The sequence below is a fragment of the Streptomyces sp. KM273126 genome, assembly GCF_004337435.2.
GTDB classification, from domain to species: domain Bacteria; phylum Actinomycetota; class Actinomycetes; order Streptomycetales; family Streptomycetaceae; genus Streptomyces; species Streptomyces acidicola.
In genome coordinates this window covers 5,081,373-5,094,427 of record NZ_SJXB02000001.1, presented here as the reverse complement: position 1 = coordinate 5,094,427, position 13,055 = coordinate 5,081,373, and the positions used below count along the sequence as shown (strand labels likewise).

The 13,055-nt window shown below is 71.1% G+C and carries 11 protein-coding genes and 1 pseudogene; 8 read left to right on the top strand and 4 right to left on the bottom strand.

Features of this window, described 5'->3' with window-relative positions; all coding sequences use genetic code 11:
* Positions 1 to 120 precede the first annotated feature (120 nt).
* Positions 121 to 1,662: an AMP-binding protein gene (locus tag E0500_RS21735; protein WP_181587091.1), complete on the bottom strand. Its 1,542-nt coding sequence runs from the start codon at positions 1,660 to 1,662 to the stop codon at positions 121 to 123.
* A 497-nt stretch (positions 1,663 to 2,159) separates the two neighbouring features.
* Positions 2,160 to 2,626, bottom strand: a pseudogene (locus E0500_RS43995) (IS200/IS605 family accessory protein TnpB-related protein); the annotation flags it as partial.
* A gap of 513 nt (positions 2,627 to 3,139) precedes the next feature.
* Here E0500_RS43995 and E0500_RS21730 point away from each other — a divergent pair.
* Positions 3,140 to 5,959: a LuxR family transcriptional regulator gene (locus E0500_RS21730; protein WP_181587090.1), complete on the top strand. Its 2,820-nt coding sequence runs from the start codon at positions 3,140 to 3,142 to the stop codon at positions 5,957 to 5,959.
* Positions 5,960 to 6,307: 348 nt separating this feature from the next.
* A complete protein-coding gene (locus E0500_RS21725) occupies positions 6,308 to 7,105 on the top strand; it encodes a serine protease (protein WP_131572280.1) in 798 nt (265 codons plus the stop codon).
* Positions 7,106 to 7,259: 154 nt separating this feature from the next.
* Here E0500_RS21725 and E0500_RS21720 read toward each other — a convergent pair whose 3' ends face one another.
* A complete protein-coding gene (locus tag E0500_RS21720; RefSeq protein ID WP_131572281.1) occupies positions 7,260 to 7,700 on the bottom strand; it encodes an Lrp/AsnC family transcriptional regulator in 441 nt (146 codons plus the stop codon).
* A gap of 146 nt (positions 7,701 to 7,846) precedes the next feature.
* Here E0500_RS21720 and E0500_RS21715 point away from each other — a divergent pair, with 146 nt between their 5' ends.
* The 5 genes from E0500_RS21715 to E0500_RS21695 all read left to right on the top strand — a co-directional run bounded on the left by E0500_RS21715 (position 7,847) and on the right by E0500_RS21695 (position 11,236).
* Positions 7,847 to 8,551 carry an AzlC family ABC transporter permease gene (locus tag E0500_RS21715; RefSeq protein ID WP_309505111.1) on the top strand — a complete coding sequence of 235 codons (705 nt, stop codon included), beginning with the start codon at positions 7,847 to 7,849 and terminating at the stop codon, positions 8,549 to 8,551.
* On the top strand, positions 8,544 to 8,870 hold the full coding sequence (locus E0500_RS21710; RefSeq protein WP_131572283.1) for a branched-chain amino acid transporter permease: 327 nt from the start codon (positions 8,544 to 8,546) through the stop codon (positions 8,868 to 8,870). The genes E0500_RS21715 and E0500_RS21710 overlap by 8 nt, the downstream gene beginning before the upstream one ends.
* Positions 8,871 to 9,005: 135 nt before the next feature.
* Positions 9,006 to 9,797 (top strand): thioesterase family protein, encoded by a 792-nt coding sequence (locus E0500_RS21705; protein ID WP_131563870.1) that lies wholly within the window; start codon positions 9,006 to 9,008, stop codon positions 9,795 to 9,797.
* Between the two features lie 25 nt (positions 9,798 to 9,822).
* Complete coding sequence (locus tag E0500_RS45460) at positions 9,823 to 10,341, top strand: hypothetical protein (RefSeq protein WP_399120235.1); 519 nt, start codon at positions 9,823 to 9,825, stop codon at positions 10,339 to 10,341.
* Entirely contained in the window at positions 10,256 to 11,236 is a 981-nt protein-coding gene (locus E0500_RS21695) for an asparaginase (RefSeq protein ID WP_309505110.1), read from the top strand. Before E0500_RS45460 ends, E0500_RS21695 begins: the two co-directional genes overlap by 86 nt.
* Positions 11,237 to 11,295: 59 nt before the next feature.
* Here the strand turns inward: E0500_RS21695 and E0500_RS45000 are convergent, their stop codons facing one another.
* The gene (locus tag E0500_RS45000; protein ID WP_131563872.1) at positions 11,296 to 12,066 is read right to left on the bottom strand and encodes an IclR family transcriptional regulator; all 771 of its coding nucleotides are present in this window, start codon (positions 12,064 to 12,066) and stop codon (positions 11,296 to 11,298) included.
* A gap of 200 nt (positions 12,067 to 12,266) precedes the next feature.
* Between E0500_RS45000 and E0500_RS21685 the strand changes: the two genes are divergently transcribed.
* On the top strand, positions 12,267 to 13,049 hold the full coding sequence (locus E0500_RS21685; protein ID WP_131563873.1) for an SDR family oxidoreductase: 783 nt from the start codon (positions 12,267 to 12,269) through the stop codon (positions 13,047 to 13,049).
* The last annotated feature ends 6 nt before the right edge of the window (positions 13,050 to 13,055 follow it).

Sequence of the window (13,055 nt, the reverse complement as noted above, 5' to 3'; positions counted from 1 at the left end):
AGATCCTGACAGCCGCCGACATCGATCCAGCGGATATTTTCCCTGGTCAGGGCCGCAATGACAGAGGAGTCGGGCTCTACGCCGGGGTCTGTGCAGCAACATCGGCGCGCACGTGGAGAATCAGTGCACGCCCCGGTCGCGGCCCTCCCAGTACGGCTCCCGCAACTTGAACTTCTGGACCTTCCCCGTCGCCGTCCGCGGGATCGCGTCCCGGAACTCGACCGAGGTGGGGGCCTTGTACCCTGCGATGCGCTGCTTGCAGTACGCGATGATCTCGGTCTCGGACACGTAGACGGCCTCGGCCAGCACCACCAACGCCTTGATCGTCTCGCCCCACTTCGCATCCGGCACCCCGATGACCGCAACCTCCGCCACCGCCGGATGGCTGAAGATCGTGTCCTCCACCTCGATCGAGGAGACGTTCTCACCCCCGGTGATGATCACGTCCTTCTTCCGGTCGGAGATCGTCAGATGCCCGTCCGCCTCGTCGACCGACCCGCCGTCCCCGGTGTGGAACCAACCGCCCTCCAGCGCCGCCGCCGTCTCCTCCAGTTTCTCCCAGTAGCCGTCCAGGACTACATTCGACCGCGCCAGCACCTCGCCTGAATCCGCGACCCGCAGCTTCACTCCCAGCGCCGGCAGCCCTGCCCGCGACAGCTTCCGCGCCCGCTCCTGCGCCGGCAGCCCATCGTCCTCCGGCCGCGTCCGGTTGAAGGTCAGCACCGGCGAGGTCTCCGTCAACCCGTAGATCTGCGTGAACTCCCACCCCAGCTCCTCCTCCACCCGCTGGATCATCCGGCTCGGCGGCGGCGCCCCCGCACACACGATCCGCACCCGATCCCGCCCCGGTACCTCCCCCTCCCAGCCCGCCGCCGCGTCCAGCACCGCGTTCCACACCGCCGGCGCACCGCACATCAACGTCACCCCGTGCTCATCCACCCGCCGCAGGATCTCCGCCCCGTCCACCTTGCGCAGCACCACCTGCTTCACGCCGAGCCCGGCCATCACGAACGGCATGCCCCAGCCGTTGCAGTGGAACATCGGCAGCGTGTGCAGGTACACGTCCCGCTCCCACGCCCGGGTGTGCAGACCGAAGGTCAGCCCGTTCACCCAGATGTTTCGGTGCGTGAGCTGAACCCCCTTGGGGCGTGCGGTCGTTCCGGAGGTGTAGTTGATCGTCGCGGTGGCGTCCTCGTCCGGATCCGACCAAGGGCGCGGCTCCACGCCGAACCGCATCAGCTCGCTCTCCGTCTGCTCCCCCAGCACGAACCGGTGATCTGTCTTGATGTCCGCCACCGTGTCCTGGACCTCTGGGTCGGCCAGCAGCACCGAGGCACCGCTCTGCCGCACCACGTACTCGATCTCCTCGGCCTTCAGACGGAAGTTGACCGGTACACAGATCCGCCCGCTCATCGGCACCGCGAACAGCAACTCCAGCAGACGGGCCGAGTTGTGGCTGGCCACCGCCACCCGCTCGCCCTCCCTCACACCCAGCGCATCCAGCCCTGCCTGCCACGCCCGGACGCGCTCGCCCAGCCGTCCGTACGTCGAGGCCGGCACCGGCGGCGCGGGCTGGCTCGGCTCGTCGATCACACCGGGACTGGCGGCGAAGCCCAGCTCGGCCCGGTCCAGGAAGTCCGAAATCGTCATCGGAACCCGCATCGCTCTCGTCCACTCCTCTACATGAAGCGTGTCGTCACGAACACACCGCGATCCGCGTACGAACAGCAAGTCCCCTGATCTTGCCGTCTTCAACACGTCGTCGGCGCGGCCCACGTACGTTATGCAGCCGTCGGCGTCACGGGCGCCGATGTCACGTGGTGCTCGTCGTCGCCATGTGTCCTCCTCATTGCCAGACGGTCGTCTGACACCGTGTAATGCAGGATGCAGGTCTCGCTACCGTTCCTAAAGACTGAGTGAGAGTGAGTCCTGTTGCCAGAGCTCGTGCTCAGCTCCGTGCCCCGAACGGTGTCGGGTGTCCTGGTTGCCCGCGTTCGCTCCGCGTCCGGCGCACGCGGATCGTGTCCGTGGTCCGGGAATGCGGGGCCGGCCCGCGGCCGGAGGCCGCTGTTGGGCAGCGCCTCACGCCCCGGGGTGCCCGGTCGGGCCTGGGAGGTACCCCCAGCCGGATCGGGTGTCCCAGGGCGCGTCTGCCGATCGTCGGCCTGAAGGAACCGCCGCCCGACCTGCCACCGCGTACGCCACTGCTCCTCGGTGAGCTGCGCGGCGTCGAGATGATGGCGGGTGTTCGGCAGCCGCTTCCCACCCCGCACCACGTGCACGACTCCGGCCTCACGATCGGCCCGCGCCGCCTCCAGCCGGTCGGCCGGCACGTGCAGGCGGCGGGTCTTGGCGAACCACTCCTGCCTGCTGCGGTAGCCTCCCGGCGCCCGCTTGCAGCCCTTCTCCCCGACCGGCAGCGACAGCCGGTGCGTGATCGTCGCGATCCCGGCTTCAAGGCCCTGGATGTGGGCAAGCCGGCCGTGTCGGCCGAGCGCCCACTGACCGTGAGTGGCCTTCGTGATACTGCCCGCCCACCGGGAGGAGGACTCCTCGGTCAGGGCCCGCTTGCGCTGCGCCACTGGTCGGTGTCATGGTCCAGCCCGGCCGCGCAGCGCGCCTTCAGATCCCAGGGGGGCGAGCCTGCCCCGACCCGTCAGATCGCACGTGCCCCAGCCCGGACACTCACTCATGCACACCAGAACACGCCCGTGCACAGTCAACCGTCAGCAGTCCGCAATCCCCGAACAGGGCTTTTGGAGCCGCCGAGGAGGGACGAGCAGGTGGCGGGTGGCCTCCGCGCGGTCGCGCGGGTTCGGCGCGCACTCGCGCCTCGAAGCGGTGGCGGCTGTGCGGCGGAAGCCGGTCAGCGGGCAATGAGCCGCCCCGGCCACCGGCCCACGGCGCGCTTCCCCGCGCCCCTCGCGGCGATCTCGTCAGGGCCGTGCAGGGCGTCCCACTTCGGTTCCGGGGCCCCGCGTTGCTCCTTCGCGGAGGCAGAGCATTGCTTCCCGCCCGGGGCCCGACTTGCCCTCGTGCCGTCCTACCTGTTATTTCCCTCACCACACCGTGAGTCCGAAATTCAAAGATTCCTTGCCTAATATTGGCCCGGACGTGACACAGAGGGGAGCGGTGGACCGTGCTACGGGACTTCAAGGAGCCTGGCAGACCGCGCCCCGACCTGGTCGTCGGCCGGGACGAGGTACTCATCGCCGCGCGCGAGCAACTGGCGCGCGGCGGCAGCGTGCTCATGCACGGACCCGCCGGCATCGGAAAGTCGACCATTCTGCGGACATTGGCCGCGGAATACACCGAATCGGCGCGAACCGTGTTGCGCTGCTCGGCCACCGAGTCGGAATCCCACCTGCCGTTCCTCGCGCTGGCCGACCTGCTCGGCCTGGTCATCGACGAGGTGTCCGACCGGCTGCCCGCCCCGCAGCGCGACGCCCTGGAGTCGGCGCTCACCGGCCGCGGTGAGTCCACCCTCCAGCGCGACGGCCTCGCCCTGCGGCTCGCCGTGCTGTCGGCCCTGCGGGCGCTGGCCGCCAAGGGGCCCGTCCTGATCGTGGCCGACGACCTCCAGTGGCTGGACTCGGCCAGCGCCGAACTCCTCGGCTTCGCCGCCCGCCGGCTCGGCGGCATGCCGGTCCGTATGCTCTGCGCCGCACGCACCGCGACGGACCCGCAGAGTCAGGAGCAGGACCGTCATCTACGCGCGTTGCCACCCGAGACCCTGGCCATCCGGGTCAATCCACTCACCAAGGCCCAGGTCGCCGAGCTTCTCGGACACCGCGGCTACACCGGTCTGCCCCGCTCGACCGTACGCGACATCCACCGCACCAGCGGCGGCAACCCCCTCTTCGCGCTGGAGCTCGGCCGTGCCCTCGCCGAGAGCCCGACCCCACCGCGCCCCGGTGAGCCACTGCCCGTGCCGACCTCGCTGCGGGCGCTGGTGCTGAACCGGCTGGACATGCTGCCCGGGGAGGCCCGTCGCACCCTGCTCGTGGCGAGCGCCGGCGCGCGCCCCACGCTGGCCCTGCTGCACGCGGCCGGCCGCCGGGACGCCGAGGCGGAGACCGCGCAGGCCGCCGCGCTCGGCCTGCTCGCCCCCGAGCGGGAGGGACCCGGCGTACGGTTCGCGCACCCCCTCGTGTCGGCCGCGCTGTACGCGGAGGCGGGCGCCCAGGAGCGGCGTGCCGCCCACGCCGCGCTGTCCACGGCGGCCTCCGACCCCATCGAGCGCGCCCGCCACCTGGCCCTCGCCGCCACCGGCACGGACCCGGCGGTCGCCGCGCGGCTCGGGGAGGCCGCGGCCGTGGCCCGGGACCGGGGCGCCCCCTCGGTCGCCGCGGAGCTGGGGCTGCTCGCGGCCCGGCACACCCCGGCCGACGCCGTGCCGGGGCCGGACCAACGGCGACTGCAGGCGGCCGAGGACGCGGTGACCGCCGGGGAGAACGACCTCGCCCGGGACATCGCCCGCGAGGTGCTGAACCGGGCCACCGAGGCCGCCGACCGGGTGCGGGCCTGGATCGCGGTGATCGAGTCGGCCGGGCAGTCCATCGCCGAGGTCGACGCCGCCTACCCACAGGCGCTCGCCGACGCGGGCGACGACCCCCGGCTCCTCGCCCTGGTCCGCTACCAACTGGCCTGGCGAGCGCTGGTCGTGGAGGGCGACTTCGCGGAGGGCCACGAGGAGGCGGCGCACGCGGCACAGCTGGCCGAGCGGGCCGGCGACCGGCGCACCGAGCTCCTGGCGCTGGCCTTCCAGGCCCATATCGAGACCCTGATGGGCCACCCTGACGCGCCCACGACCATCAAGCGCGCGCTGAAGGAGCCGCAGGACCCCCATGTGGCCTGCCACCACAACGGCGCCGGCGCGGCCCGGTTCCGCTGGCTGCTCATGAGCGACCAGCTCCCGGAGGCCCGTAAGACGGTCACCGCGCTGCTGCGCGAGGTCCGCCGGCGAGGCATGGTCGAGAGCGAGGTGCACTTCCTGCGCTACCTCGCCGAGACCGAGCTGCGCTCCGGACACTGCGGCCGGGCGCTGGACCTCGCAAGGGAGAGCCTGCGCCTGGCCCGCGACACCGGGATCGGCGAGGGCTCCTCCGCCATGCTCACCGCGCTCGCGGAGGCCTCCGGCGGCGAGGTCGACCGTGCGCTCGCGCTGGCCCGGGAGGCGGCGGAGCACGCCGAGGCGAACGGTGACCTGATGTACCTCTCCCGCGCCCTGGGCTCCCTCGGGTACGCCCGGCTGGTGGCCGGGGACGCGGCGGGCACCGTCCAGTCCCTGCGCCGCGTACGGGAGTTGGAGGAGAGCCTCGGGGTCACCGATCCCGCGCGTGGGCGCTGGCACGGCGACCTGGCGGAGGCGTTGGTGAGGGTGGGCGAGTACGACGAGGCGCAGGACTTCATCGTCGCCACGCGGGAACACGCGCTGCGGCTGGGGCGTGAGAGCGTGCTCGCCATGCTCGACCGGTCCGAGGCGCTGGTGCGCGCGGCACGCGGCGAACAGGAGGCCGCCGTACGGCAGTTGACGTCGGCGCAGGACCGGCTGGCCAAGCTGGGACACGGTCTGGAGGAGGCGCGGGCCGCGTACGCCCTGGCGGGGCTGCGCACACCCCGGCCCGGTCCGACGTCGTACGACGAGGCGACCCGGCTCTTCCGCCGCTGCCGGGCCCTGCCGTGGCTGAGGCAGGCCGAGCAGGCGATGGCCGCCCCGGCGCCGCAGCCGCCCGCCGCCCCGGCTCCGGCCGCTCTGGACGCACTCGCCGTCCTCGCCGCGACGGAGCGTCAGGTCGCCGAACTCGTCATGGAGGGCGCGACGAACCGTGAGATCGCCGGTCGGCTGTTCATCAGCGTCAAGACGGTCGAGGCGACGCTCACGCGGGTCTACCGGAAGCTGGGCATCCGGTCGCGGGTGGACATCGTGCGGCTGACGGCGGGACACCGGACGAACTGACCTCCCCGAGGCGTACGAGCCAAGACGACGGGCCGAGACGTCCGAACTGAGGCGCACGGGCCGAGACGTACGAACCAAGGCGCACGAGCCGAGACGTCCGAACTGAGGCGTACCTGCCAAGGCCTGCAAGCTGCCCCGGCGCCAGCCTACGAGCCCGCTCCGGTTGGGTCATCGAGGGTTTTCCCTCCCCAACTCCCTTAGGGGGTTCCCCCATTGGGGGTTGATTGTTGCCACTTCTAGCTTGATGGCGTGCCGCCCGCAGGGCACACCGGACCGCACTCCCGGCCCGGTGCACCATCCCCCCACCCGCGCGCCCCCCACCGGCAACCCCCACGAAGGAGACCCCACTTGTTCGGGTTCAAGCGTGCCAAGAAGACCGCCGTGCTCGGTGCGGCGGCCGCTGCCGCCGCCGCGTCCGCTCTGCTGAGCGCTCCCTCCGCCGTCGCCGCCCCCTCCCCCATCGTCGGCGGTACGACGACCACCGCGAGCGCGTACCCGTACGTCATGCAGATCACGAACGCCTCGCAGAGCCAGTTCTGTGGTGGCACCCTGGTCTCCCCCACCAAGGTGATCACCGCGGCCCACTGTGTGGACGGCAGAACCACCAGCAGCACCCGTGTCGTGGGCGGCCGCACCTACCGCAACGGCACCGACGGCACGGTCAGCCAGGTCAGCCGGATCTGGATCCACCCCAACTACACGGATGCCACCGCGGGCAGCGACGTGGCCGTGCTGACTCTGTCGACCTCGATGCCGTACACCACGGCGCCGTACGTCAGCGCGTCCAACACCTCCGTGTACGCGGCCGGCACCACCGCCCGGATCCTCGGCTGGGGCACCACCTCCTCGGGCGGCTCCTCCTCCAACCAGCTGCGCACGGCGACCGTGCCGGTCGTGGCCGACTCGACCTGCGGCAGCTCCAGCTCCTACGGCTCCGAGTTCATCGCCAGTGACATGGTGTGCGCCGGTTACTCCTCCGGCGGCGTGGACACCTGCCAGGGCGACAGCGGTGGTCCCCTGATGATCGGGGGCGTCCTGGCAGGCATAACTTCCTGGGGTTACGGCTGCGCCGACGCGCGGTACCCCGGCGTCTACACCCGGCTGACGACCTTCTCGAACCTGGTGACCCAGCAGGTCCAGTCGTAGCCGGAGGGCTTCGGCCCACTGACTCCTGAGGCACCCCCCCTCAGGTGATTGCCAGGGGGCGTTGCGGGCCAGCCACGAGCGGTCCGCAGCGCCCCCTATCCATGTGCCCCGCAGAACCCGGACAACCGCAGAACCCGGACAACCCGGGTCCCCGCTACCGGACCGGCTTGACCGTCTTCATCGTGAAGTGCGAAGTGACGTTCCTGATCCGGGGGATGGTCATGACCCGCTGACTGAGGAACGTCTCGTAGGCCGCCAGATCGGCGACGGCCACGCGGACGAAATAGTCGGGGCTGCCGAACAGGCGGCGCAGCTCAAGGACCTCGTCGGCCTGGCTCAGGGTCGTCTCGAAGCGCTCGACCGTCTCCGCGTCCTGCGCCTCAAGACTCAGATCGATCAGAACCTCGAACGAACGGCCCACGGAGACAGGGTCGATCACCGCCCGGTAGCCGCGGATCACGCCGTCGGCCTCCAGCCGCTGAACCCGGCGCAGACACGGTCCGGTGGTCAGCCCCACCCGTTGGGCCAGCTCCACGTTGGTCAGCCGCCCATCTCGCTCCAGCTCGGCAATGATTACCTTGTCGATCCCATCCACAGTCAGAATATTGCACATCGGCGGCAAGAAAGAGCAATATTCGCAATCACATGTCGCGCCTTTCACGGGACGATGGACCCGTGGAACATGACATACTCCGCCGGTCGGCAATTCCGGCAGCTTTGGCCACTCCGGCCGCTCCGGCCGTGGCCAACCGCCGAACCCGGATGGCCCAGGGCGTCCGCGACTCATTCTCCGCGGGCCTGGGCATCTTCCCCCTCGGTATCGCCCTCGGCCTGCTGATCGTCCAGGCCGGACTGCCCTGGTGGCTCGCCCCCGCCCTGTCCGTCGCCGCGTTCGCGGGCTCGCTGGAGCTGCTGCTCGTGGGCATGATGGCCACGGTCACCCCGCTCGCCGCGGTCGCCCTGACCGTGCTCGTGGTCAACTTCCGCCACGTCTTCTACGCCTTCTCCTTCCCACTGCACCTGGTCAAGCACCCGCTGGGAAAGGCGTACGCCGTCTACGCGATGATCGACGAGGCGTACGCCGTCAACGCCTCCCTGCCCGAACACGAGCGTTCGGCAGCCCGGCTGCTGGCCATGCAGATCGCCTGCGAGATCTACTGGGTCGGCGGCGGACTGGCCGGCGTGGCCCTGGGCGCGGCCCTGCCCGCCCCCGTCAAGGGCCTGGAGTTCGCCCTGTGCGCCCTGTTCACCGTGCTCACCCTGGACGCGTTCCGCTCCCGTGCGGAGCTGCCGTCGCTGCTGCTCGCTGGCGCGAGCGTCACCGTCGCTCTCGTCCTCACCCCGGGCGCGGCCATGTTCACCGCGCTGCTGCTGTTCGTCGGTCTGCTCCTGGTCCGCCACACCGTCACCGCCCGCCGCACCGCTCAAGAGGCCGCCGATGCCTAGCACTTCGTATCTCGTCGCCGTCCTGGCGATCGTCTTCACCATCACCCTCGCCCTGCGCGCCGTCCCCTTCGCCGTGCTCGGCCGGCTGCGCGGCTCGGCGATCGTTCGGCGGCTGGCGGTGTGGATGCCGGTCGGTATCCTCGCCATCCTCGCCGTGACCGCACTGCACGGCACGATCACGACCGACCCGCACGGCACCTGGTACGCGCTGCTCGCCGTCGCCGTCACCATCGGCGTCCACCTGGCCTTCGGCCGCCGCACCATCCTCAGCGTCGGCGCCGGCACGGCCGTCTACGTCGTCCTGCTCAACACCATGTGAACCCCAGAACCCCAGAACCCCCGAGCCCTCAGACCCCCGAACCCTCAGACCCCCGAACCCTCTGAACTCACGAACCCTGCCGCCCCCGAGCCCTGTGCCCCCGAACCTTGCGAGCCTCCTGAGGAGAAGCGTCCGTTGAGCCCCGGCAGCTACTACGAACCCATCGACGACCACCGCTACAAGCCGACCCTCCACGCGGGCGGAGCCTGGAACGCGGACGAGCAGCACTTCAGTCCGCTGGGCGGGCTCATCGTCCACGCCATCGAGCGGCACCGGGCCGCCGGTCCGGACGACGGCCTCGTTCTTTCCCGGATCAGCTACGACATCCTCGGGCGCCTCGCCCTCGACGAGTGCGAGATCGAGGTGGAGGCCGTCCGCCCCGGCCGGACCATCGAGCTCCTCGAAGCCGTCGTACGCATCGCCGGCCGACCGGTCGTCCGGGCCCGCGCCTGGCTCCTGGCCGGCCTCGACACCACAGCGGTCGCGGGCGGCCCCGACGACCGTCTCACCCCGCCGGAGTCACTCACGGCGTGGCCGATGTCCGAGGTCTGGTCCGGCGGCTACATCGCCTCCCTGGACGTCCGCCCGGTCACAGCGCCCCGGCCGGGCCGTACGACCGCCTGGATCTCCACGCCACTGGATCTGGTCGCCGGTGTTCCCGCCAGCCCGCTCGCGTCGTATCTCGCCCTCGTCGACACCGCCAACGGCATCGCCGTCCGGCAGCCGCCCACGGCGTGGATGTTCCCCAACGTCGATCTGACCGTCCACCTCCACCGACAGCCACGAGACACATGGACGGGCCTGGACACCACGGTCACCTTCGGCCCCTCCGGGCAGGGCCTCACCAGCACGGTCCTGCACGACGTCGACGGCCCGGTGGGTCACGCCCAGCAGATCCTCACCGTCCGTCCGCTGCCGGGAGCATGACGAGCCCGGGGACGGGGGCGTTCAGATCCAGCCGGAGCACGCCGACTACACCGCGATCCGGCGCGCCGTCCGTGAGTGCGAAGACCTCGGTGCGGACGTCACCTTCACGCGGGACCACTTCTTCCCGCTCTCCGGCGACCCGGACGGCAAGCACTTCGAGTGCTGGACCATGCTCGCCGCCTGGGCCGAGTCGACCTCGCGGGCGGAGATCGGCACGCTGGTGACCTGCAACGCCTACCGCATACTCGTCATTGATCTGCTTCATGTCGCCGGCGTGGTCACGCCGGCAGCCGTCGTCGCGTCGGCCCCGCGGTGCGTGCCCCGTGGTGTGTGCCCCGTGGTGCGTGCCCTGCGGTGCCTGCCCTCCTGTGCCCGCATCGCACGCTCTCCCACGGGGGAGGATCACTCAGGGCGAGACCAGTCTGAAGAATGGGGCGAGCGTGGGCGCGACGGGGACGGTGGCTGTCTACTCTCTCGGCGGCACCATCGCGATGACCACCGATCCGGCGACCGGCGGGGTCGTCCCGGCCCTCTCCGCCCATGACCTTCTGGCCGCTGTCCCCCACCTGGAGGGCCACGGTGTCGAGCTGCGCGTGCACGACTTCCGCCGCGTGCCCGGCGCCTCGCTCACCTTCGACGACCTCACGGAGCTCGGCTCGGCGGTCGACAGGACCCTCGACGGCGGTGACGTCGACGGAATCGTCATCACGCAGGGCACCGACACGATCGAGGAGACGGCGTTCGCTCTCGACCTTCGTCACCGCCACGAGCAGCCGGTCATCGTCACCGGTGCCATGCGCAACCCCACCATGGCGGGCCCCGACGGACCCGCCAACCTGTACGCGGCCGTCCTCGCCGCAGCCGCCCCGCAGCTGCGGGGCGCCGGGGTGCTGGTCGTCCTGAACGACGAGATCCACGCGGCACGCCATGTCCGCAAGTCCCACACCACCAGCCCCGCCGCCTTCACGTCACCCGGGGCCGGGCCCATCGGCCGGATCGCCGAGGGCGGCGTACGGCTGACCGTCGGACTGCCTCACCGGTTCGGCCTGGTGGCACGGCCCAGAGTCCGTGAGGTGCGGGTGGGCCTGTACACGGTGTGCCTCGGCGACGACGGGGAGCTGCTCGCGGCCTGGGACGGCCGGTGTGACGGGCTCGTCGTCGCCGCGTTCGGTGTCGGCCACGTGCCCGAGCGACTCGTCGGGGCCCTCGAACGGCTGGCCGCACGGGTCCCCGTGGTTCTCTCCTCGCGCATCGGCAACGGCCCTGTCCTGACCGGGACGTACGGCTATCCGGGATCCGAGAAGGACCTGATCGGCCGCGGGCTCGTCCCGGCCGGCGATCTCGGTCCGTACCGGGCGCGCCTCCTGCTCCATGAGCTGCTGGCACAGGACGCGGGGCCCGAGGCGATCACGGAGGCGTTCGCCGTCTTCGCGTCCTGAGCGAAAGGGGTGCTGGGCGCGAGAGGTGCTGGGCGACGCGGCCTCGCGTCGCGCTCGGGTCAGCGGGCGGGGAGCCGGACGCCCAGCTCGGAGGCCGCCGCCTGGAGCAGCGGCACCATGGCGACCAGATCGTCCATGCTGCGGCGGAAGGCGGGTGCGGCGGTGGACAGGGCGGCGAAGACATTGCCGTCGGGGCGGAGGATGGGAACGGCCACGGCGCGCAGGCCTCGGTGGTGCTCCTCGTCCGCCGTGGCGTAGCCGCGTTCGGCGGCGCGGGCGACCTCGTCGCGCAGGACGTCGCGGTCGGTGATGCTGTTCGGTCCGTGCGGGGTGAGCTCGACGCGGTCCAGGAGGTCGGCGGTGACGTCGTCGGGGGCGAAGGCCATCAGGATCTTGCCCATCGAGGTGCAGTGCAGCGGGCCGTGACGGCCCGGCTCGCTGCGCACTCCGACCGGCAGGGGGCCGTCCACGTAGTGCACGTACAGGTGCTGTGTGCCGTCGAGTACGGACATGAGGGTGGCTTCCTCCGTCTGCCGCGTCACGCGCTGCATCACGGGGAGGGCGGTACCGGCGAAGCCGTAGGCCTGGCCCGCCTGCTGGCCGAGCTGGAACAGGCGCAGGCCCGGCCTGTAGCGCTTGCCGGCGGCCTCGAACTCCACCAGGCCCTCGCGGCAGAGGGAGTTGACCAGCCGGTGCGCGGTGCTGACCGGGACGCCGCTCTCCCGGGCCAGTACCGACAGTGTGACGCCGTGCGGATGCTCGCCGACCAGGACGAGCAGCCGGATCGCCCGGCCGACGACATCGGTCGGCACTTCGCTGGCACTACTCACAGCGGCAAATTACCACTGAACGGAACCACTGAACGGAAAGGATTTCCGCTCAGTGGTTGACAGCACCTGCCCACGCTGCTGACGATGTTTTCCGTTGAATAGATAAGTTTCCCACTGGGTGGAAAAGCAGAAGAGTGGCCCATGCCGCAGCTGGGCCTCGACGTGCACGGCGCCGAGCCACGCCTGAAAGGACGACACACATGAGCCACCCCGTCTGCCACCCGCTCTTCGACGTCACCGGCAAGGTGGCCCTGGTCACCGGATCGAGCCGCGGTATCGGCCGGGCGCTGGCCAGGGGGCTGCTGGAAGCCGGCTGCACGGTCGTCCTCAACGGCCGCGACACCGCGACACTGGAGGAAACCCGCAAGGAGCTGGCCGAGACGTTCGGGGAGGCGGTCCGCACGGAAGCATTCGACGTCACCGACTCCGCCGCCGTCGCCGATGCCGTCGCCCGCATCGAGGACCGGGCCGGGCCGATCGACATCCTGGTGAACAACACGGGCGCCCAACGACGCGCCCCGCTCCTCGACTTCACCGACGAGGACTGGCACGGCCTGCTCGACACCAACCTCACCAGCGCCTTCCTCGTGGGCCGCGAGGTAGCCCGGCGCATGGTGCCCCGGCGCCACGGCAAGATCATCAACATCTGTTCGGTGCAGAGCGAGGCGGTACGCCCGGGTATCGCGCCCTACTCGGCGACCAAGGGCGGCCTGAAGATGCTCACCAAGGGCATGTGCGCCGACCTCGCGCCGCACGGCATCCAGGTCAACGGCATCGGCCCCGGCTACTTCGACACCGAGCTGACGTCCGCGCTCGTCGCGGACGAGGAGTTCAGCGCCTGGGTGCGGCGGCGGACGCCCGCCGGCCGCTGGGGCAACGTCGAGGACCTCGTCGGCGCCCTTCTCTTCCTCTCCTCCCCGGCCTCCGACTTCGTGGGCGGCCAGGTGCTGTACGTCGACGGCGGCATGCTCTCCGTCCTCTGACCCTCC

What these genes read in the sequence shown, in the direction of transcription:
- E0500_RS21735 (WP_181587091.1), bottom strand. Translation starts at nt 1,662, where the DNA reads ATGCGGGTTCCGATGACGATTTCGGACTTCCTGGACCGGGCCGAGCTG.
- E0500_RS21710 (WP_131572283.1), top strand. Translation starts at nt 8,544, where the DNA reads ATGCCTAGCACTTCGTATCTCGTCGCCGTCCTGGCGATCGTCTTCACC.
- E0500_RS21685 (WP_131563873.1), top strand. Translation starts at nt 12,267, where the DNA reads ATGAGCCACCCCGTCTGCCACCCGCTCTTCGACGTCACCGGCAAGGTG.